Origin of the sequence: Streptomyces sp. NPDC014006 (genome assembly GCF_043088925.1) — a bacterium.
GTDB lineage: Bacteria > Actinomycetota > Actinomycetes > Streptomycetales > Streptomycetaceae > Streptomyces.
In genome coordinates this window covers 288699-307066 of record NZ_JBICAJ010000005.1, presented here as the reverse complement: position 1 = coordinate 307066, position 18368 = coordinate 288699, and the positions used below count along the sequence as shown (strand labels likewise).

19 protein-coding genes are annotated in these 18368 nt (G+C 72.3%); 10 read left to right on the top strand and 9 right to left on the bottom strand.

The window, feature by feature from the left end; genetic code table 11:
* The first annotated feature begins 45 nt into the window (after positions 1–45).
* Positions 46–618, top strand: coding sequence for a transglutaminase domain-containing protein (locus ACF1GV_RS19640; RefSeq protein ID WP_391682326.1), 573 nt, complete (start codon positions 46–48; stop codon positions 616–618).
* Between the two features lie 22 nt (positions 619–640).
* Here ACF1GV_RS19640 and ACF1GV_RS19635 read toward each other — a convergent pair whose 3' ends face one another.
* On the bottom strand, positions 641–1369 hold the full coding sequence (locus ACF1GV_RS19635) for a lysophospholipid acyltransferase family protein (RefSeq protein ID WP_391682324.1): 729 nt from the start codon (positions 1367–1369) through the stop codon (positions 641–643).
* Positions 1370–1579: 210 nt separating this feature from the next.
* Positions 1580–1993: a DUF4395 domain-containing protein gene (locus ACF1GV_RS19630; RefSeq protein WP_391682321.1), complete on the bottom strand. Its 414-nt coding sequence runs from the start codon at positions 1991–1993 to the stop codon at positions 1580–1582.
* A 76-nt stretch (positions 1994–2069) separates the two neighbouring features.
* Between ACF1GV_RS19630 and ACF1GV_RS19625 the strand changes: the two genes are divergently transcribed.
* From ACF1GV_RS19625 to ACF1GV_RS19605, 5 genes are all read left to right on the top strand, one after another.
* Positions 2070–2483 carry a TlpA family protein disulfide reductase gene (locus ACF1GV_RS19625; RefSeq protein WP_391682319.1) on the top strand — a complete coding sequence of 138 codons (414 nt, stop codon included), beginning with the start codon at positions 2070–2072 and terminating at the stop codon, positions 2481–2483.
* A gap of 205 nt (positions 2484–2688) precedes the next feature.
* Entirely contained in the window at positions 2689–3198 is a 510-nt protein-coding gene (locus ACF1GV_RS19620; RefSeq protein WP_391682317.1) for a flavin reductase family protein, read from the top strand.
* A gap of 220 nt (positions 3199–3418) precedes the next feature.
* Positions 3419–4207, top strand: coding sequence for an electron transfer flavoprotein subunit beta/FixA family protein (locus ACF1GV_RS19615; RefSeq protein ID WP_391682314.1), 789 nt, complete (start codon positions 3419–3421; stop codon positions 4205–4207).
* An 82-nt stretch (positions 4208–4289) separates the two neighbouring features.
* Positions 4290–5252: an electron transfer flavoprotein subunit alpha/FixB family protein gene (locus tag ACF1GV_RS19610; RefSeq protein WP_391682311.1), complete on the top strand. Its 963-nt coding sequence runs from the start codon at positions 4290–4292 to the stop codon at positions 5250–5252.
* A gap of 170 nt (positions 5253–5422) precedes the next feature.
* The gene (locus ACF1GV_RS19605) at positions 5423–6718 is read left to right on the top strand and encodes a DUF6986 family protein (RefSeq protein ID WP_391682309.1); all 1296 of its coding nucleotides are present in this window, start codon (positions 5423–5425) and stop codon (positions 6716–6718) included.
* Between the two features lie 346 nt (positions 6719–7064).
* On the opposite strand, the gene ACF1GV_RS19600 is transcribed toward ACF1GV_RS19605, so the two are convergent.
* Both ACF1GV_RS19600 and ACF1GV_RS19595 read right to left on the bottom strand, forming a co-directional pair.
* A complete protein-coding gene (locus ACF1GV_RS19600) occupies positions 7065–7844 on the bottom strand; it encodes a hypothetical protein (RefSeq protein WP_391682306.1) in 780 nt (259 codons plus the stop codon).
* Positions 7845–7876: 32 nt separating this feature from the next.
* Positions 7877–8992, bottom strand: a complete 1116-nt coding sequence (locus tag ACF1GV_RS19595) for a LacI family DNA-binding transcriptional regulator (RefSeq protein WP_391682304.1) — start codon at positions 8990–8992, stop codon at positions 7877–7879.
* A 203-nt stretch (positions 8993–9195) separates the two neighbouring features.
* Here ACF1GV_RS19595 and ACF1GV_RS19590 point away from each other — a divergent pair, with 203 nt between their 5' ends.
* Positions 9196–10149, top strand: coding sequence for an ROK family protein (locus ACF1GV_RS19590; RefSeq protein WP_391682301.1), 954 nt, complete (start codon positions 9196–9198; stop codon positions 10147–10149).
* A gap of 87 nt (positions 10150–10236) precedes the next feature.
* Here the strand turns inward: ACF1GV_RS19590 and ACF1GV_RS19585 are convergent, their stop codons facing one another.
* Positions 10237–12255 (bottom strand): NPCBM/NEW2 domain-containing protein, encoded by a 2019-nt coding sequence (locus tag ACF1GV_RS19585; protein WP_391682298.1) that lies wholly within the window; start codon positions 12253–12255, stop codon positions 10237–10239.
* A gap of 130 nt (positions 12256–12385) precedes the next feature.
* Positions 12386–13036 carry a hypothetical protein gene (locus ACF1GV_RS19580; protein ID WP_391682296.1) on the bottom strand — a complete coding sequence of 217 codons (651 nt, stop codon included), beginning with the start codon at positions 13034–13036 and terminating at the stop codon, positions 12386–12388.
* Between the two features lie 145 nt (positions 13037–13181).
* Here ACF1GV_RS19580 and ACF1GV_RS19575 point away from each other — a divergent pair, with 145 nt between their 5' ends.
* The gene (locus ACF1GV_RS19575; RefSeq protein WP_391682294.1) at positions 13182–13376 is read left to right on the top strand and encodes a hypothetical protein; all 195 of its coding nucleotides are present in this window, start codon (positions 13182–13184) and stop codon (positions 13374–13376) included.
* Between the two features lie 154 nt (positions 13377–13530).
* Complete coding sequence (locus ACF1GV_RS19570; RefSeq protein WP_363265443.1) at positions 13531–14574, top strand: NUDIX domain-containing protein; 1044 nt, start codon at positions 13531–13533, stop codon at positions 14572–14574.
* Here the strand turns inward: ACF1GV_RS19570 and ACF1GV_RS19565 are convergent.
* Complete coding sequence (locus ACF1GV_RS19565; RefSeq protein ID WP_391682291.1) at positions 14493–14906, bottom strand: hypothetical protein; 414 nt, start codon at positions 14904–14906, stop codon at positions 14493–14495. The two genes, ACF1GV_RS19570 and ACF1GV_RS19565, sit on opposite strands and share 82 nt — an antisense overlap.
* A 102-nt stretch (positions 14907–15008) precedes the next feature.
* Positions 15009–16364 carry a dipeptidase gene (locus ACF1GV_RS19560; protein WP_391682288.1) on the bottom strand — a complete coding sequence of 452 codons (1356 nt, stop codon included), beginning with the start codon at positions 16362–16364 and terminating at the stop codon, positions 15009–15011.
* Positions 16365–16497: 133 nt separating this feature from the next.
* On the opposite strand from ACF1GV_RS19560, the gene ACF1GV_RS19555 reads away from it, so the two are divergent.
* Entirely contained in the window at positions 16498–17733 is a 1236-nt protein-coding gene (locus tag ACF1GV_RS19555; RefSeq protein ID WP_391682286.1) for a geranylgeranyl reductase family protein, read from the top strand.
* Between the two features lie 56 nt (positions 17734–17789).
* Here ACF1GV_RS19555 and ACF1GV_RS19550 read toward each other — a convergent pair whose 3' ends face one another.
* Entirely contained in the window at positions 17790–18239 is a 450-nt protein-coding gene (locus ACF1GV_RS19550; protein ID WP_391682284.1) for a nitroreductase family deazaflavin-dependent oxidoreductase, read from the bottom strand.
* Positions 18240–18368: the final 129 nt, after the last annotated feature.

Below are 18368 nucleotides of genomic sequence, written 5' to 3'. Positions count from 1 at the left end.
AAGGTCATTGTCTCTCGGGTGATCGCATTCCTGTGCCCTGCGGGCATGGAGCTGATCCAGAACACCCCGGACCTTTCCGCGTACTTGGCGGCCGACGAGGCCATCGACCACCATCACCCGGTGGTGCGGCAGACGGCTTCGCGACTGGCCGACGGCGCTACCCACTCGTATGACTATGCGCGCCTGGCCTTCGAGTTCGTGCGCGACGAGATTCCGCACTCGCTGGACACCGGTGACCCGCGCCAGACCTGGCGCGCCTCCGACGTGATCGAGCGGCGCACCGGCATCTGCTGCGCCAAGGCCCACGCCCTGGCCGCGCTGCTGCGCGCCGAGGGCATCCCGACGGCGCTGTGCCGTCAGAAGTTCGAGGTGGTGCACGGCCTGGTCGCGGTCCGCTTCGACGGCGCCTGGCACCGTCAGGACCCGCGCGGCGGCGAACCCGGCGAGAGGGCGGCGTTCCGCCTGGACGGGGAGCAGCCGGCCTTCGTACCCGACACCGGGGCGGGTGAGCGGGACTGCCCGGAGCTGTACGCCACCCCGCACCCGGCGATCCTCGCGGCGCTGCGGGGCGCACCGGACGTCCCGTCCCTGTGGCGGAGCTGTCCGGCCGCTCTGTGAGGGAGGGCCGGAGTGTGAGCGGTCAGTGCGCCTCCGCCGCCCGGACCTGCTCCGGCGTCGGCGCCGTACCGCCGAGGTGCGCCGGCATCCACCAGGTGTCGCTCGCGTCCTTGGGGCGGACCGGGTAGGCGCGCTGGGCGGCCTCCAGCAGCTCCTGCACGCGCTCGCGCAGGCGGCGGGTGATCGCGCCCGCGTACTGGTCGCGCGGCGCCTCGAGGGCCTCGCCCACCCGGATGGTGATCGGGGTGTGGCTGCGCTTGAAGTTGCGCGGGTGGCCCTTGGTCCACAGCCGCTGCGTCCCCCACACCGCCATCGGGATCAGGGGCACACCGGCCTCCTGGGCGAGGCGGGCGGCACCCGACTTGAAGCTCTTCAGGGTGAACGACGGCGAGATGGTGGCCTCCGGGAACACCCCGATCACCTCGCCGGAGCGCAGCGCGTCCAGCGCGTGCGCGTAGGCGGCCTCGCCCTGCTTGCGGTCCACCGGGATGTGCTTCATCCCGCGCATCAGCGGACCCGAGATCCGGTGCCGGAACACCGCCTCCTTCGCCATGAAGCGCACCAGCCGCTTCTGCGGGAGCGCCGCGAGGCCGTTGAAGATGAAGTCCAGGTAGCTGATGTGATTGCTCACCAGCACCGCGCCGCCCGTGCGCGGAATGTTCTCCGACCCCCGGCAGTCGATCTTGAGGTCCCACGCCCTGAACAGGGTTTTGGCGAGACCGATGACGGGGCGGTAAACGAGTTCTGCCATGGGCGGGACGGACCCTTCCTGCTTCATCCGGTGCCAGGGAATGTCAGAGAAAGAGGTTCCCGGCGAAAGTCAAGTTACGCAGCCGTAGGTTCACGGCTTGTCGCAGATCGTGCCCCAAACAACGGGCGGGGAGCCAGTCCTGGTGCCCGTCCGCCGCGAGATCCTCGTCACGTCACCCCATGATCCACCTGCATCTTTATGCTGCCTTTACTATGCGCGAACCGCCGCACGCCGTACCAGAAGGTACATCTCGCACCCGAGGCAGTACGCGAACACCGCATTCAGGAAGGCCGCCGCCAGGGCCGCCGCCGTCGCGGCCATGCCCAGCCAGTGCGGCCCGAGGGTGTAGCCGGCCAGGCCGAGACCGGCGAACACCAGCCCCACCGCCTGCGCGAACCGCGGCGGCTGCGGAGCCTCGAACGCCCTCGGCGGCCCGAGCCGCGGCCGCACCGCCGTCCGGAACGCCCAGCCGTACGGCGAGCGCTGCATCCCGCCCGCGGCGCCCAGCGCGAACGCCAGCGTCTGCCAGGCCAGCAGCCAGACGTTGCCGGTGATCAGTACGACGGCCAGCACCACGGTCGTCACGGCCGCGCCGAACCGCGGCCCTCTCGCGTCGATGTCCATGGAGCCTAGGATTCCGCAACCGGTGGACTTCCGGGGGCGGGGAATCTTTGCAGTCTGATGAACGCTGGTGCAGAGGATGACCGGACTGGTGGTGTGCGTCGTGGTGCTCGCGCTGGCGAGCGCCTACGGCCTGATGCGGCGACGGCGGGGCGGGAGAGTACGGGTGCGGGTGCGCGATCAGGACAAGCGGCTCACGGCGACCGAACTCGGCGGCGAGCTGGGCGAGCGGGCCACGCTGGTGCAGTTCTCCAGCGCCTTCTGTGCCCCCTGCCGGGCCACCCGGAGGATCCTCGGCGAGGTCGCCGGTCTGGTCCCGGGCGTCACGCACCTGGAGATCGACGCCGAGGCCCGCCTGGAGCTGGTGCGCGCGCTCGGCATCCTGAAGACCCCGACGGTGCTGGTCCTCGACGCCGACGGCCGTGTGGTGCGCCGGGCCACCGGCCAGCCCCGCAAGGCCGACGTCATCGCGGCCCTCGGTGAGGCGGTGTGACGCCCGAGTCGGTCACGGTGAGCTGTCTCCCACTCCACGGGACGTACTTGACTGCGCTCGCCACCTGTCGTCAGCCTGACCTCATGCCTTCGGAACTCCTTCTTCATGGACGGGTGCACGTCGACCTCGTCCGCACCGCGAGCGCGCGCTGTCCCGGCCACTAGCCGCCCCGCGCCCTCGCCCCTCACTCCTGAAGGACAACTCCATGACGGCCTCGCCCGACCTGCGCACCCCCCGACTCGCCTCGCCCGACCTCCTCCGCTCCGTCTTCCGGCGGCACGCGGCGGGGGTCGCCGTGATCACCGCACGCGGCGCGTCGGGGCCGGTCGGTTTCACCGCCACCTCCCTCACCTCCGTCTCCGCCGAGCCCCCGCTGCTGTCCTTCGGGATCGGCACCGGTGCCTCCAGCTGGCCGGCGATATCCGAGGCCGACCACGTCGGCGTGCACATCCTCGGCGAGCACCAGCAGGAGCTGGCCGCCACCTTCGCCCGCAGCGGCGCCGACCGCTTCGGCGCCCCCACCGCCTGGCGCGAGGGCCCCGAAGGCGTTCCCGTGCTGGACGACGTCCTGGCCTGGCTGGTGTGCCGGGTGATCGCCCGGGTGCCGGCCGGCGACCACCGCATCGTCCTCGCCGAGGTCGTCCTCGGTGACCCCGCGGGGTCCGGCCGCCCGCTCCTTTATCACCAGGGCCGCTTCACTGCTCTGCGCGATTAGTCACGCTCCGGCTCCTCTGCGAAGCGGTCGAGTTCCGGTTACGCTGCGTTGCAAAGGTCACAGTTCAAAGCGCTTGCTTAGCGGGCAGGAACTGGATGTACTGACGAGTAATATTTCGGTCGGAGCGGGGACCGCCCCGTACCGGAATCGGCCGCTTGGGGCGCCTATGCTGCCTCTCAAGTAGGCAGCCGAGAAATGACGAGGCAGTAGGAGAGCCGGCGTGAGCTTGAGGATCGTTGTCACTGTGAAGTACGTGCCCGACGCCACTGGCGACCGGCACTTCGCCGATGACCTGACCGTCGACCGGGACGACGTGGACGGTCTGCTCTCCGAGCTGGACGAGTACGCCGTCGAGCAGGCGCTGCAGATCGCCGAGAACTCCGACGACGACGTCGAGGTCACCGTTCTCACCATCGGCCCCGAGGACGCCAAGGACGCGCTGCGCAAGGCGCTGTCCATGGGCGCCGACAAGGCGATCCACGTCGAGGACGACGACCTGCACGGCACCGACGCCATCGGCACCTCCCTGGTGCTCGCCAAGGCGATCGAGAAGGCCGGCTACGACCTGGTGATCTCCGGCATGGCCTCGACCGACGGCACCATGGGCGTCGTCCCGGCGCTGGTCGCCGAGCGCCTCGGCGTCCCGCAGGTGACCCTGCTGTCCGAGGTCTCGGTCGAGGACGGCACGGTCAAGGGCCGCCGCGACGGCGACGCCGCCTCCGAGAACCTGGAGGCCTCCCTGCCGGCCGTCGTGTCGGTCACCGACCAGTCCGGCGAGGCCCGTTACCCCTCCTTCAAGGGCATCATGGCGGCCAAGAAGAAGCCGGTGGAGTCCTGGGACCTGTCCGACCTCGACATCGAGGCCGAAGAGGTCGGCCTGGAGGGTGCGTTCACCAAGGTCGAGGCCGCGAACGAGCGCCCCGCGCGCACCGCGGGCACGATCGTCAAGGACGAGGGCGAGGGCGGCAAGCAGCTCGCTGAGTACCTCGCGAGCCAGAAGTTCATCTAAGGGACCCGTTTCGTCCCTGGAGCAGGGACCGCCTCCCTGACCGCCCCTCAGACTTCGCAATCCCCGCAGGAGATGCATTCCCATGGCTGAAGTTCTCGTCTACGTCGACCACGTGGACGGCGCCGTCCGCAAGCCCACCCTGGAGCTGCTGACGCTGGCCCGCCGTATCGGCGAGCCGGTCGCCGTCGCGCTGGGCAACGGCGCCGGTGACACCGCCGCCGCGCTCGCCGAGCACGGCGCGGTGAAGGTCCTCACCCACGACGCCTCCGAGTACGCCGAGTACCTGGTGGTGCCGAAGGTGGACGCGCTGCAGGCCGCCGTCGAGGCCGTCTCCCCGGCAGCCGTGCTGGTGCCGTCCTCCGCCGAGGGCAAGGAGATCGCCGCGCGTCTGGCGCTGCGCATCGGCTCCGGCATCATCACCGACGCCGTCGACCTCGAGGCCGGCGACGAGGGCCCGGTGGCCACCCAGTCGGTGTTCGCCGCGTCCTTCACCACCAAGTCCCGTGTCATCAAGGGCACCCCGGTGATCACGGTCAAGCCGAACTCGGCCGCCGTGGAGGCCGCCCCGGCCGCCGGCGGCGTCGAGGCGCTGAACGTGTCCTTCTCCGAGAAGGCGACCGGCACCAAGATCACCGGCCGTACGCCGCGTGAGTCGACGGGCCGCCCGGAGCTCACCGAGGCCGCGATCGTGGTCTCCGGTGGCCGCGGTGTGAACGGCGCGGAGAACTTCTCCCTCATCGAGGGTCTCGCCGACCAGCTCGGTGCGGCCGTCGGCGCCTCGCGTGCCGCCGTCGACGCCGGCTGGTACCCGCACACCAACCAGGTCGGCCAGACCGGCAAGAGCGTGTCCCCGCAGCTGTACGTCGCCTGCGGCATCTCCGGCGCGATCCAGCACCGCGCCGGTATGCAGACCTCGAAGACCATCGTGGCCGTCAACAAGGACCCCGAGGCCCCGATCTTCGAGCTGGTCGACTACGGCATCGTCGGCGACCTCTTCGACGTCGTCCCGCAGCTGACCGACGAGGTCAAGTCCCGCAAGGGCTGATCCCCGCCCGGCTCGTCGAGGCCCCCGCGACCTGCGTGGTCGCGGGGGCCTCGCCGTGTCGCGGCCGACGGCTCATGCTGTGGACAGGGTGTTGACCAGGAGGAAGATCGACGGATAACTTCGCTCTACGGATTATTGATTCCATAGAGCGGAAAACAGGAGGGTGCGGGATGGGTCAGGGCCAGCAGGAGAAGGTGGCGACGAGCCTCGCGGGCGCCGTCAGCGAGGAGATCAGCGCCTCCCTCGCGCCGGTCGACGCCGAACTGGAGCGCCGCTACCCGGGCGACCCCGGCACCCGCCAGCCCGTGCACACCGTTTACGTACCCGGTGACGTCTTCGCCGCCGACACCATCCGCTCCTGGGGTGACAAGGCCCTCGCCGCGCTCGACGAGCACGCCCCGGACGCCGCCTCCTTCGCCCGCGTCCTCGGCCTCGCGGACGACCTCGCCGAGCCCGTCCACGCGCGCGTACGCGCCAAGCTGGAGCGCGAGCCCATCGAGGACCTGCGCGTCGACTTCGAGGACGGCTACCACGGCAAGGACGAGGACGAGGACGCCGCCCGCGCCGCCCGTCTCATCGCCGAGGCGTACGCGACCGGCACGGCCGCGCCGTACATGGGCATCCGGATGAAGTGCATGGAGGCCGCCGTCCGCGACCGGGGCATCCGCACCCTGGACATCTTCCTCACCGGCCTGCTGGAGCACGGCGGGCTGCCGGACGGCCTGGTGCTCACCCTGCCCAAGGTGACCTACCCCGAGCAGGTCACCGCCATGGTCCGGCTCCTGGAGGCGTTCGAGAAGGCCCGCGGCCTCGAGCCCGGCCGTATCGGCTTCGAGATCCAGATCGAGACCAGCCAGTCCATCCTCGCCACCGACGGCACCGCGACCGTCGCGCGCATGATCCAGGCCGCCGAGGGCCGCGCCACCGGACTGCACTACGGCACCTTCGACTACAGCGCCTGCCTCGGCGTCTCCGCCGCCTACCAGGCCAGTGACCACCCGGCCGCCGACCACGCCAAGGCCGTCATGCAGGTCGCGGCCGCCGGCACCGGCGTACGCGTCTCGGACGGCTCCACCAACGTCCTGCCGGTCGGCCCCACCGAGAAGGTCCACGACGCCTGGCGGCTGCACTACGGCCTGACCCGCCGCGCGCTCTCCCGTGCCTACTACCAGGGCTGGGACATGCACCCAGGGCACATCCCCACCCGCTACGCCGCCGTCTTCGCCTTCTACCGCGAGGGCTTCGAGCAGGCCGCCGCCCGCCTCGCCCGCTACGCCGGCCATGTCGACGGTGACGTCATGGACGAGCCGGCCACCGCCAAGGCGCTCAGCGGGTACCTGCTGCGCGGCCTGGACTGCGGCGCCCTCGACGTCGCCGAGGTCGCCCGGGCCACCGGTCTGACCCGGGCCGACCTGGAGGGCTTCGCGGCGCCGCGGCGCGGGGATCTTACGGCGTCGGCGCAGTAGCCTGCCGGCGGCTGTTCGGGGTGCGGGCGCCTGCGGCGCGGGGCCGTGTTTCGGGTGCGGGTGCGTTGTGGCTGGTCGCCGACTGCCTGCGGCGGCCTGCGCGGGTTGCGTTGTGGCTGGTCGCGCCCTTCCCCGCGCCCCGTTTTGTGCCTGCGGCGGCCCGTTGCTGTCCGGTGGCCGGTTGCTGTTGCGCCTGCGGTGCGTTGTGGGTCGGGGCCGGGGTGGGGGTGTCCGTCCTCGGTCCGACCGCCCGTTCCCGACGAGGGGTGCCCTGTGCCGGTGCCGGCCGCTGCGGGCGCCCACCCCCACCCCCACCCCCACCCCGTCCCCTTCCCGCCGTCGGCGGCTACCCGAGCGGCGGGAACAGTGACGAGCCTGTGCCCGGATGATTGTCTACGTACCGCTCCAGGCCGGAGGCGGTGACCAGCCTGGCCTCGGCCAGCAGCCGCGTCCCCCGCGCGCACAGCCCCACGTCGGCCCGGGCCCGGGCGCAGAACTCCTCCGGAGTCACCCCGAACAGCTCCCGCCACCGCTCGGACGCCAGCAGCTCGGTGAGCAGGGCCCGCTGCCCGGGGTGGCGGCGGGGTGCCCGGTCGCCGTTGTGCAGGACACCGCGGCGGTTGACGTAGGAGTACACCCCCGGCAGGATCCGCCCGTCCGCGAGTTCGACGCGTACGTCCGGCGCGGGCAGCCAGGCCCGGCGGAAGTTGCCGTCCGGCAGTGGCACGCCCTCGCTCGCGTCGATGACGGTGAGCTGTTCGGTGTCGAACCAGACGACGAACAGGTCCCGTACGCAGGAAGGGGAGCGGACCGGCGAGGCCGACACATAGCCCAGGCGGCTGACGTGTGCCGAGACCCCGATGTCGACACCGGTCACCCGGGCCCGCACCATCGGCACCGGCGAGGAGATCCCGAACTCGTCCATCTTGTGCCGCAGCTGGCCGGGGCAGGCGTTGGAGCCGACGGCCAGGACGGGGGCGCGGTCGTCGTACACCAGTCGGTCGAGTGGCAGCAGGCGGTCCCCGTCGAGCAGCCCTGAATCCCGCGGCCAGACCCCGGGGTACAGCAGCGGGTTCTCGCGCGGCACCTCGGCCAGGCCGAGCGCCGCCAGGGTGAAGTCCACCATCGGTGCCCAGACTAGGCGGTCGTCGGCCGTGCCTACTGCGCCGGAGGCAGCTCGCCGGACCCGCGGGTGATCAGCCGGGTCGGCAGTTCGACGCGTTCGGGGGTGACGAGTTCGCCGTCCAGCTGGCGGAAGAGCCGCTCGGCGGCGGTGCGGCCGAGGGCCGCCGCGTCCTGGGCGACGACCGTGAGCCCCGGCTGGAGCAGGTCGGCGAGTTCGACGTCGTCGAAGCCGACCAGGGCGACCGGGCGGTCGTGGGCCGCCAGGACACGGATCACGGTCACCGAGACCCGGTTGTTGCCCGTGAAGATCGCGGTGACCGGCTCGGGTCCGGACAGCATGTCCTCGGCGGCCCGGCGTACCCGCTCGGGGTCGGTGACCCCCAGCGACATCCACGAGTCCGCCACGGGTATGCCCGCGTCCTCCATCGCGGCCCGGTAGCCGCGCAGCCGCTCGGCGGCCGTGTGGATACGGGGCATGTCGCCGATGAAGCCGACCCGGCGGTGCCCGTGCGCGATCAGATGGGCCACGCCGTCACGGGCGCCGCCGTAGTTGTCCGACAGGACGCAGTCCGCGTCGATGCGGCCCGCCGGCCGGTCCACGAAGACGGTCGCCACACCGGCCCGGATCTCCGGCTCGAGATAGCGGTGGTCGTCCCCGGCGGGGATCACCACCAGGCCGTCCACCCGCCGTGCGCACAGCGCGAGGGCCAGCTCCTGCTCGCGGTCCGGGTCCTCGGCGCTGGAGCCGTTGATCAGCAGCGCGCCGTGCGCCCGGGCCACCTCCTCCACCGCGCGGCTGAGCGGGCCGTAGAACGGGTCGGCGAGGTCCTCCAGCACCAGTCCGATGCTGGCGGTACGGCCCTTGCGCAGCACGCGCGCGCTGTCGTTGCGGCGGAAGCCCAGTGCCTCGATGGCCTCCTGCACGCGCCGCTCGGTGTCCGGGGTGACACCGGGTTCGCCGTTGACGACCCGCGAGACGGTCTTGAGGCCTACTCCGGCGCGGGCCGCGACGTCCTTCATGGTGGGACGGTTGCCGTACCGGCTGCCGGGCAGGCGGTCGGTGAGGCGGGCGGTGCTGCGGGCGGTCTCGGGCACGGTGCGCTGTCCTGTCCTGTGGTCCACGGGGGGCGACGGGTCCGTCGGCCCCATCCAACCGCCGAGCGGATGCGGAGGTCCATGGCTTGTATGAGGATGTGGCGTCGAGCATAGAGCCTGGACAACGTTGTCACGCACGGGAGAGACTGTCCACCGCCCACTCCGGCCCGCGCCCCCACCGCAGGCCGGCCAGGAGCTTTCCGCATGTTTTCTGGTTCCGCTCGATTCCCATCGCCGAACGGGGAGATCCGACACTGATGACCACCGACCTCGTGGCCGCGCTCGACATAGGCGGCACCAAGATCGCCGGCGCGCTGGTCGACGACCGCGGCACGATCCTGGTGCGGGCCCAGCGCCCGACGCCCGCCCGAAAGGACGGCGACACCGTGATGCGGGCCGTCGAGGAGGTGCTCGGCGAGCTGACGGCGTCGCCGCTGTGGGGGCGCGCGCGGGCGCTCGGCATCGGCAGCGCGGGTCCCGTGGACGCCTCGACGGGCACGGTGAGCCCGGTGAACATCCCCGGCTGGCGGGACTTTCCCCTCGTGGAGCGGGCCCGCGCGGCGACCGGCGGTCTCCCCGTGGAGCTGATCGGCGACGGAGTGGCGATCACCGCGGCCGAACACTGGCAGGGCGCGGCCCGCGGGTACGCCAACGCCCTGTGCATGGTGGTGTCCACCGGAGTGGGTGGCGGCCTGGTGCTGAACGGCCGGCTGCACCCCGGCCCCACCGGCAACGCCGGTCACATCGGGCACATCAGCGTGGACCTCGACGGCGACCTGTGTCCGTGCGGTTCGCGCGGCTGCGTCGAGCGCATCGCCAGCGGTCCGAACATCGCCCGCCGCGCCCTGGAGGACGGCTGGCGGCCCGGCCCCGACGGCGACACGTCCGCCGTCGCGGTGGCCGCCGCCGCGCGGGCCGGGGACCCGGTGGCCGTCGCCTCCTTCGAGCGGGCCGCACAGGCGCTGGCCGCCGGCATCGCGGCCACCGCGACCCTGGTGGAGATCGACATCGCGGTCATCGGCGGGGGCGTCGGCAAGGCCGGCGAGGTCCTCTTCGCCCCCCTGCGCCGCTCCCTGGCCGACTACGCGACCCTGTCCTTCGTCCACCGGCTGACGGTCGCCCCGGCGCAGATGGGCACCGACGCCGGCCTGGTGGGAGCGGCCGCGGCCGCGCTCACGGAGGTGGCGGGGGCCGCGGCGGCGGGGGTCTGAGCGCATCCGCCGCCGCGGGCGCGGGCCGCACGGCCGGACGCCCACCCCGGCCGGTTCGGCTCGGGGTGGGCGCCGGGGGAGGTGCGGTCAGCAGGTCAGCCGGGCGTCCGCCCAGTCGGCGTGGTCGGAGTCGACTCCGTCGCCGCCGTCGGTGACCACCAGTTCCACCACCTGCGCGCCGGAGACGTCCGCGGTGAGGGACTGCGCGGGCATGGCATTGGTCAGCACCCCGGTCGAGGCGACCGTCCTGCCGTCCGCGCGCACCTCGAAGGCGACCGTGCCCTTCGTGCCCTTCTCGTCGTCGACGCCGACGGACGCGCTGACCGTCTCGCAGGAGCGCCCCGTGTAGTAGGCCACGGTGCTGGGTGCGTGGACGCCGAGCCCCTTGCCGTACACCACGCCGCCGATGGTGATCGGGCGACCGTCACCGGCCGCGCTCTCGCCGTTGCTGGTGTTGCGCTCCACCGGCCCCCAGCCGCTGTCGGCCGACAGCCACGGCAGGTCGCCGAGCGAGGACACCCCAGTGGGCGGCGGGACGACCACGGACGCCGTCACGGTCAGAGTGTTCGAGGCCCGCACACCGGTCGGCGAGCGGTAACTCGTCGTCAGGGTCAGGCCGTACGACCCGGTCGGCGTCCCCGGGGGAGCGGTGACCGTCCAGCCGGTGCGCAGCGAGCGTCCCGTCGGCACGGAGTCCGCCGTGGTCGGCGAGGCGGCCTGCACCGTCCAGCCGGCGGGGCCGGTCAGGGCGACGGAGACGGCGCGGGCCGGGGTGCGGCCGAGGTCGGTGACCGTGGACGTCACGGTGACGGGCTTGCCCGCCTCCACGTACGCGCCGCCGTCCAGACCGGCCTCGACGGCCGGCGGCTGCGCGGCCCAGCCGCCGTCGGCGGCGACGCGGACCAGCACCGTGCCGTGCGCGGGAACCGTGGCCGAGATGGTCCCCGCGGTGTTGTACGACGTGTGCCGCCACAGGTCGCGCAGGGTGTAACCGTCGGCGGCCGGCAGGCCGACGGCCTGGGCGGTGGTGGCGATGCGCTGCGCGGTGGACGACTCGTTGAACAGGGCGACGGCCCGGCTGCCGTCCCGCATCTGCTTGGCGATCACCCAGCGCCCGCCGGCCGAGGAGATCACGGTTCCCTGCCTGCCCAGCGGGTCCTGGTCGACGGCGATGACCTCCTTGTTGCCGAGGATCTCGTACGTCGCGTCCGAGGCCTTGCGCAGGTCGGTGCCGATGAGCAGGGGCGCCGCCATGACCGACCACATGGAGAAGTGCGAGCGGTACTCGGTGTCCGTCATGCCGCCGTTGCCGACCTCCAGCATGTCGGGGTCGTTCCAGTGGCCGGGACCGGCGTACGGCGCGAGCGGCAGGTTCTGCTTGGCGATGGACAGCATCGAGCCCCAGCTGTCGGAGATGTCGCCCGTGGTGCGCCACAGGTGCCCGACGTCGGCGGCCCACTCCCAGGGCTTGTTCTGGCCCCACTCGCAGATGCTGAAGACGATGGGCCGCCCGGTGGCCTTGAGCGCGTCGCGCATGGTGGTGTAGCGCTGCTTGGCGTCGACGCCCTGGTTGTTGCAGTTGTCGTACTTGAGGTAGTCCACGCCCCAGTCGGCGAACTGCCGGGCGTCGCTGTACTCGTGGCCCAGTCCGCCGGGGAAGCCGATGTCGCTGCACGTCTTGGTGCCGGCGCTGGTGTAGATGCCGAGCTTGAGGCCCTTGGCGTGGACGTAGTCGGCGACCGCCTCGATGCCGCCCGGGAAGCGGGCCGGGTCGGGTACCAGCTTGCCGTCGGCGTCGCGCTGGGGGAGTGCCCAGCAGTCGTCGAGGTTGACGTACTGGTACCCGGCGGCCTTGAGGCCCTTGGCGACGAAGAGGTCGGCGATGCCCTTGACCATCGCCTCGTTGAACTCGGCCCGGCAGTGGGTGGAGTTCCAGTTGTTGAAGCCCATCGGCGGGGTGAGCGCGAGCCCGTCGGCCAGAGTGGGCGTGTCCGGCGCAGGGGCGCCGGACACGGCGACGGCCGGGACGGTGAGTCCGGCCGTACACAGGAGCCCCGCGGTGAGGGCTCCGACGATTCTGTGACGCGGTGTGCGGGTGTGACGCATGGGGACGTGCCTCCGACCAGCAAGAGGGAACATGACGTCATGTGCTCGTCATCGCTGCGCGCTCACGGTAGAACGTGTCGGACTCTGTTGGAAGATGGCGGGTCGTGATGAGAACTGCGGATCCGGTTTGTCAGGGGCAGCTCTCGCCGAACTTCACCGCGGTGAAGGCGACCGGGTGGCCGTTCAGGGCGCTGCCGGCGGCGGGGGACTGGGTGCACACCTGCCAGTTGCTCTCCACCAGCACCCAACGCTCCTGCGGCGAGGCGTCCTTGACGGTGATCGACGTGCCCGAGTCGAGGGCGGCCCGGGCCGCCTTCACCGACTTGCCCGTGAAGTCCGGCATCTTTCCCGCGGCCGCCGAGGGGGCCGACTGCTCCTTGGCCGGGCAGGTCTCCTCGAGTTTCACCGCGCCGAAGTCGAGGGTGGTGTCGGTCGGCACCGTCGTGCTGGCGGCGACGTTCTGGCTGCACACCTTCCAGTTGCGGTCGAGCACCTGCATCCGGTCGCGGCCCAGCGCGTCGTGCGAGGTGAGCGCGTAGAAGCCCTGCGCCTGGGCGGTGTCCTGGGCGGACTGGAGCCCCATGCCGACGAACGAGGGCACCTTCTTGCGCTCGGCGGCGGACGGCTTGTCGTCCGGCGTGCGGCCGGCTGTGGGAACGGCCGGGACGGAGGGCGGGGTGAAGCTCGGGGCGGGCGGCTTGGCGGTGTCGTTCGGCTGGCAGCCGAGCAGCGAGCCGGTGGCGCAACACAGCAGAACGGCACTGAGAACGCGGATACGCATGTTTCCCCCCGAATGAGCAGACGGCGCCGGCGAGGCGCGGTGTGAAAACGGTAAGCGTGGAACCGGAACACGGTAAGTCACTCGTGAAGGTGAGGTGAAATCAGTCGGCGCGTGACTTCCGGCCGTCCGCGCAGTTGAGCCGGGCATGAAGAAGCGCAGCATGCTCGCCATCGCCTCCCTCGCCACCGGGTTCGTCGTCGCCGCGATCACCCCCTCGCACGGTCTGGACGCCGAGGACCTGACGAACCCGAACGTGGGCGACACCCTCAGCACCCTGGACCACACCGTCGCCCAGGACGGTTTCCAGGTCGACGAGGGCTCGCTCGGCGGACTCGACTGACGAGAAGCAGGCCGGTCTCAGGCGGTGCCGCCCTTCCCGCGCGTGAATGTGCGAGAGGGGCGGCACCGCCGCGTCATGCGCCCTCAACTGGCGCTGGTTTCCGTGGCAGGGTGGAGCGGGCAAGCCACAGGGGGCCAACAGAAGAGGGGGAACCGTGACCGTCGTCTGGATCAACGGTGCGTTCGGAGCGGGGAAGTCCACCACCGCGCGCGAACTGATCGACGTGATCCCGAACAGCACGCTCTTCGACCCCGAGCTCATCGGCGGAGCACTCCAGCACCTGCTGCCGCCCAAACGCCTCGCCGAGGTCGGCGACTTCCAGGACCTGCCCATCTGGCGCCGCCTCGTCATCGACACCGCCGCCGCGATGCTCGCCGAACTGGGCGGCACCCTCGTGGTCCCCATGACCCTGCTGCGCCAGGAGTACCGGGACGAGATCTTCGGCGGTCTCGCCGCCCGCCGGATTGCGGTCCGGCACATTCTCCTGGCTCCGGCTGAAACGATCCTGCGCGAGCGGATAGCCCACCGCCCGGTCCCCCCGGACCTCCCGGACGGCGAGATACGCGTCCGGCAGTGGGCCTACGACCACATCGAGCCCTACCGCGCGGCCCTCGCCTCCTGGCTCACCGCCGACGCGCACCTGGTCGACACCGGTGCCCTCACGCCGTACGAGACCGCCGTGCGGATCGCCGAGGCGGTCGGCAGTGACACCGCGCCGGTCTGCGACATCGTGCAGACACCGGAACCCACCGCCGAGACCCTGGCCGCCGGGGTGCTCCTCTTCGACGAACAGGACCGGGTGCTGCTCGTCGACCCCACCTACAAGGCCGGCTGGGAGTTCCCCGGCGGTGTGGTCGAGCCCGGCGAGGCGCCGGCCCGCGCGGGCATGCGGGAGGTCGCCGAGGAGACCGGGATACGGCTCGACGAGGTGCCCCGGCTCCTCGTCGTCGACTGGGAGCGGCCCGCGCCCCCCGGCTACGGCGGTCTGCGCCTGCTCTTCGACGGCGGCCGCCTCGACTCCGCCGCGGCCCGTCAGGTGCTGCTGCCGGGGCCCGAACTGCGCGGCTGGCGCTTCGTCACCGAACACGAGGCCGCCGGCCTGCTCCCGCCGGTCCGCTACGAGCGACTGCGCTGGGCCCTGCGGGCCCGCGAACGCGGCGCCGCGCTGTATCTGGAGGCGGGCCGGCCGGTGGGGTGAGGCAGCCGCGTGGGCCGGGCATGTCCGTCCGCCGCCGCCCGCAGCACCTCACCCGGCCCCGAGGTCACCGCCTCCCGGTGGCTGAAGCAGGCCACCTCCGTCGTGAGGCCGGCGCCGCAGCAGCGACACCGGCGCCCGTTCCCGGTCGAGGGTGAACGCACCGGCATCACCGTGCCGTCCACCGGGGACGCGGCGATCGTGTGCCCGGTGAACAGCACCCTGCGGGCCGGCAGCCGCAGCGCGATGCCGCCGTCCGCATGCCCGGGGGCGTGCACCAGGCGCGTGCTGTCCCCGACGTCCAGGACGCCGTCGCCGGACGCCCAGTGGGCCACCGGCGGCGGGGACGGCTCGCTCGGCGGGGGAGCAGCGCGATGACGTCCATGGGCGAACGCAAGGGCCCCGCGCGGGCTCGCTTTGCCCGCGGGCGGAGCCGGTCAGCCGGCCGCGTAGTTGCGCAGGAACAGCGCCTCGGCGACGGACAGCCGCTCCAGCTCCTCGGGTGACACGCTCTCGTTGACTGCGTGGATCTGCGCCTCGGGCTCGCTCAGTCCGATCAGCAGGATCTCCGCCTGCGGATAGAGCGCGGCGAGGGTGTTGCACAGCGGGATGGAGCCGCCCTGACCGGCGTGACTCATCTCCTGGCCCGGGTAGGCCACCGCCATCGCGTCGGCCATCGCCCGGTAGGCGGGGCCGGCGGTGTCGGCGCGGAAGGCCTGGCCCTGGCCGACCTGCTCGAGGGCGACCCGGGCGCCCCACGGGGTGTGCGCCTCGACGTGGGCCTGGAGCAGCTTGGTCGCCTCGGTGGTGTCCACGCCCGGCGGCACCCGCAGGTTGATCAGGGCGCGGGCGCTCGACTGCACGGACGGCGTGGCGCCGACCACCGGCGGGCAGTCGATGCCGAGCACGGTGACGGCGGGGCGGGCCCAGATGCGGTCGGCGACCGTGCCCGAGCCGATCAGCTCGACGCCGTCGAGCACCTTGGCGTCCTTGCGGAACTGCTCTTCCTCGTACTCCAGGCCCTCCCAGACGGCGTCGCCGGCCAGCCCGTCGACCGTGGTGGAGCCGTCCTCGGCACGCAGCGAGTCCAGGACCCGGATCAGCGCGGCCAGCGCGTCCGGGGCGGCGCCGCCGAACTGGCCGGAGTGCAGATTGCCCGCCAGCGTGTCGACCTGGACGCGAAGCAGGATCATGCCGCGCAGGGTGGTGGTGACCGTCGGCAGGCCGACGCGGAAGTTGCCGGCGTCGCCGATGACGACCGAGTCCGCCCGCAGCAGCTCCGGGTGCTGCTCGGCGTAGCGCTCCAGGCCGCCCGTGCCCTGCTCCTCGGAGCCCTCGGCGATCACCTTGATGTGGACGGGTATGCCGCCGTTCGCCTTCAGCGCGCGCAGCGCCAGCAGATGCATGATGACGCCGCCCTTGCAGTCGGCGGTGCCGCGGCCGTACCAGCGGCCGTCGCGCTCGGACAGCTCGAAGGGCGGGGTGGCCCAGCCGGCCTCGTCCAGCGGGGGCTGCACGTCGTAGTGCGCGTACAGCAGCACGGTCTTCGCGCCCTCGGGGCCGGGCAGGTAGCCGTACACCGACTGCGTGCCGTCCGGGGTGTCCAGCAGCGCCACGTCCGTGAAGCCCTCGGCGGTGAGCGCGTCGGCGACCCAGCGGGCGGCCTGCTCGCTCTCGCTCTTCGGGAACTGCGCGAAGTCCGCCACCGACTTGAAGGCCACCAGCTCGGCGAGTTCCGCCTTGGCCCGGGGCATCAGCGCGGCGACGGTCTCGGCGACCGGATGCGACGACATGGGCACGCTCCTCGTGGGTGCGACGTTGTACAGGTGAGTGCTGCCGATCCTCCCACAGCGGGCCCTGCCGATCTCCGCCGTAGGATGCCTGTGGCAGCAGCGGCAGCGGCGTGATCGGGAGCGGTAGACCATCGTGAGCAGCGAGAACTCTTCGGCGGACGACGGGCGGCAGGTGTGGGACGTCGTCGTGGTGGGCGCGGGACCCGCGGGGGCCTCGGCCGCCTACGCCGCCGCGGTCGCGGGGCGGCGGGTGCTCCTGCTGGAGAAGGCGGAACTGCCGCGTTACAAGACCTGCGGCGGTGGCATCATCGGCCCCTCGCGCGACGCGCTGCCGCCCGGTTTCGAGCTGCCGCTGAAGGACCGTGTGCACGCGGTGACGTTCTCGCTGGGGGGTCGTTTCACCCGCACCCGGCGCTCCCGGCAGATGCTGTTCGGGCTGATCAACCGGCCCGAGTTCGACCAGCAGCTCGTCGAGCACGCGCAGAAGGCGGGCGCCGAGCTGCGCACCGGTGCCACCGTGCAGCGGGTCGAGCAGCACGGCGCGGCCGTCCCCGACCGGCGCACGGTCGCCGTCGTTCTCCAGGGCGGCGAGACGCTGCTGGCGCGCGCGGTGGTCGGCGCCGACGGCAGCGCCGGCCGGATAGGGGCACATGTGGGCGTCAAGGTCGACCAGGTCGACCTGGGCCTGGAGGCGGAGATCCCGGTGCCGGACACCGTCGCCGAGGACTGGAAGGGCCGGGTGCTGATCGACTGGGGTCCGCTGCCCGGCAGTTACGGCTGGGTGTTCCCGAAGGGCGACACGCTGACGGTCGGGGTGATCTCGGCGCGCGGCGAGGGCGCCGCGACCAAGCGCTATCTGGAGGACTTCATCGGGCGGCTGGGCCTCGCCGGTTTCGAGCCGAGCATCTCCTCCGGGCATCTCACCCGCTGCCGCGCCGCCGACTCGCCGCTCTCGCGCGGGCGGGTGCTGGTGTGCGGGGACGCGGCCGGACTGCTGGAGCCGTGGACCCGTGAGGGCATCTCGTTCGCGCTGCGCTCGGGCCGGCTCGCGGGGGAGTGGGCGGTGCGGATCGCCGAGGCGCACGACGCGGTGGACACCCGGCGTCAGGCCCTGAACTACGCGTTCGCCGTCAAGGCCGGGCTGGGCGTCGAGATGGCCGTGGGCAAGCGGCTTCTGTCCGCCTTCGAGCGGCGCCCCGGCCTCTTCCACGCGGCCCTGACCGGCCTGCGCCCGGCCTGGCGGGCGTTCACGGACATCACCCGCGGCTCGACGTCCCTGGGCGAGATGGTCCGCACTCGCCCGGCCGCCCAGCGTGCGCTGAGCGCACTGGACCGACGCCGGGCCGCGCAGGGCGAGGCCGGCGCCTGACGGGGGTGGCGGTCAGTTCCTGACGGTGACGGCGGTCGTCCTGACGATGATGGCCGTCACTTCCTGACGGTCACGCGGAAGACGGGGTGGTCGGGGGCGATCCGGCGCAGCTCGGACTCGGGGGAGTCCGGGCCCACCCCGTTGAAGAAGACGCCGACCTCGGCCTTCCAGCGCTTGAGGTAGGCGCGCAGGATCGGTGCCTTGTCGTCGTCGGCGACCTCGGTCGCGGTGAACTCGTCCACCTGCTTGCCGAGCCGCAGTTCGCCCCCGCCGGCCGCACGCATGTTGTGCGTCCACTGCACGTGCCCGCGTGGGGCGACGAGGTACTGCGCGCCGGCGATGGTCAGCAGATTGACCGGGGTGGTGCGCCACTGCCCGCTCTTGCGGCCGCGGACGGCGAGCACCCGCGAGCCCCAGACGCTGACGCCGCGGCGCGTCAGCCACGCGACGGCGCGGTTGAGGACGTTGACGGTGAACCAGCCGGGCTTGCGGACGTGTGCGGACATGGCTGCCTCCAGGGGCCAAAACCGAGAGCGGTGCTCTCGCTCGCCGTCAGTCTCGCGTGTTCGGCGATCCAAAGCAAGAGCGGCGCTCACATTCGTGTGCGCTGCTCTCTCCTCATGGCAGACTGGTTG

Bases quoted from the DNA above. Each gene is read 5' to 3' on its own strand.
- ACF1GV_RS19550 (WP_391682284.1), bottom strand. From the start codon at position 18,239: ATGTCCGCACACGTCCGCAAGCCCGGCTGGTTCACCGTCAACGTCCTC.
- ACF1GV_RS19605 (WP_391682309.1), top strand. From the start codon at position 5,423: ATGGGTCAGGGCCAGCAGGAGAAGGTGGCGACGAGCCTCGCGGGCGCC.
- ACF1GV_RS19620 (WP_391682317.1), top strand. From the start codon at position 2,689: ATGACGGCCTCGCCCGACCTGCGCACCCCCCGACTCGCCTCGCCCGAC.
- ACF1GV_RS19575 (WP_391682294.1), top strand. From the start codon at position 13,182: ATGAAGAAGCGCAGCATGCTCGCCATCGCCTCCCTCGCCACCGGGTTC.
- ACF1GV_RS19595 (WP_391682304.1), bottom strand. From the start codon at position 8,992: ATGGGGCCGACGGACCCGTCGCCCCCCGTGGACCACAGGACAGGACAG.
- ACF1GV_RS19610 (WP_391682311.1), top strand. From the start codon at position 4,290: ATGGCTGAAGTTCTCGTCTACGTCGACCACGTGGACGGCGCCGTCCGC.
- ACF1GV_RS19600 (WP_391682306.1), bottom strand. From the start codon at position 7,844: ATGGTGGACTTCACCCTGGCGGCGCTCGGCCTGGCCGAGGTGCCGCGC.
- ACF1GV_RS19580 (WP_391682296.1), bottom strand. From the start codon at position 13,036: ATGCGTATCCGCGTTCTCAGTGCCGTTCTGCTGTGTTGCGCCACCGGC.
- ACF1GV_RS19635 (WP_391682324.1), bottom strand. From the start codon at position 1,369: ATGGCAGAACTCGTTTACCGCCCCGTCATCGGTCTCGCCAAAACCCTG.
- ACF1GV_RS19585 (WP_391682298.1), bottom strand. From the start codon at position 12,255: ATGCGTCACACCCGCACACCGCGTCACAGAATCGTCGGAGCCCTCACC.
- ACF1GV_RS19630 (WP_391682321.1), bottom strand. From the start codon at position 1,993: ATGGACATCGACGCGAGAGGGCCGCGGTTCGGCGCGGCCGTGACGACC.
- ACF1GV_RS19560 (WP_391682288.1), bottom strand. From the start codon at position 16,364: ATGTCGTCGCATCCGGTCGCCGAGACCGTCGCCGCGCTGATGCCCCGG.
- ACF1GV_RS19640 (WP_391682326.1), top strand. From the start codon at position 46: ATGGAGCTGATCCAGAACACCCCGGACCTTTCCGCGTACTTGGCGGCC.
- ACF1GV_RS19590 (WP_391682301.1), top strand. From the start codon at position 9,196: ATGACCACCGACCTCGTGGCCGCGCTCGACATAGGCGGCACCAAGATC.
- ACF1GV_RS19625 (WP_391682319.1), top strand. From the start codon at position 2,070: ATGACCGGACTGGTGGTGTGCGTCGTGGTGCTCGCGCTGGCGAGCGCC.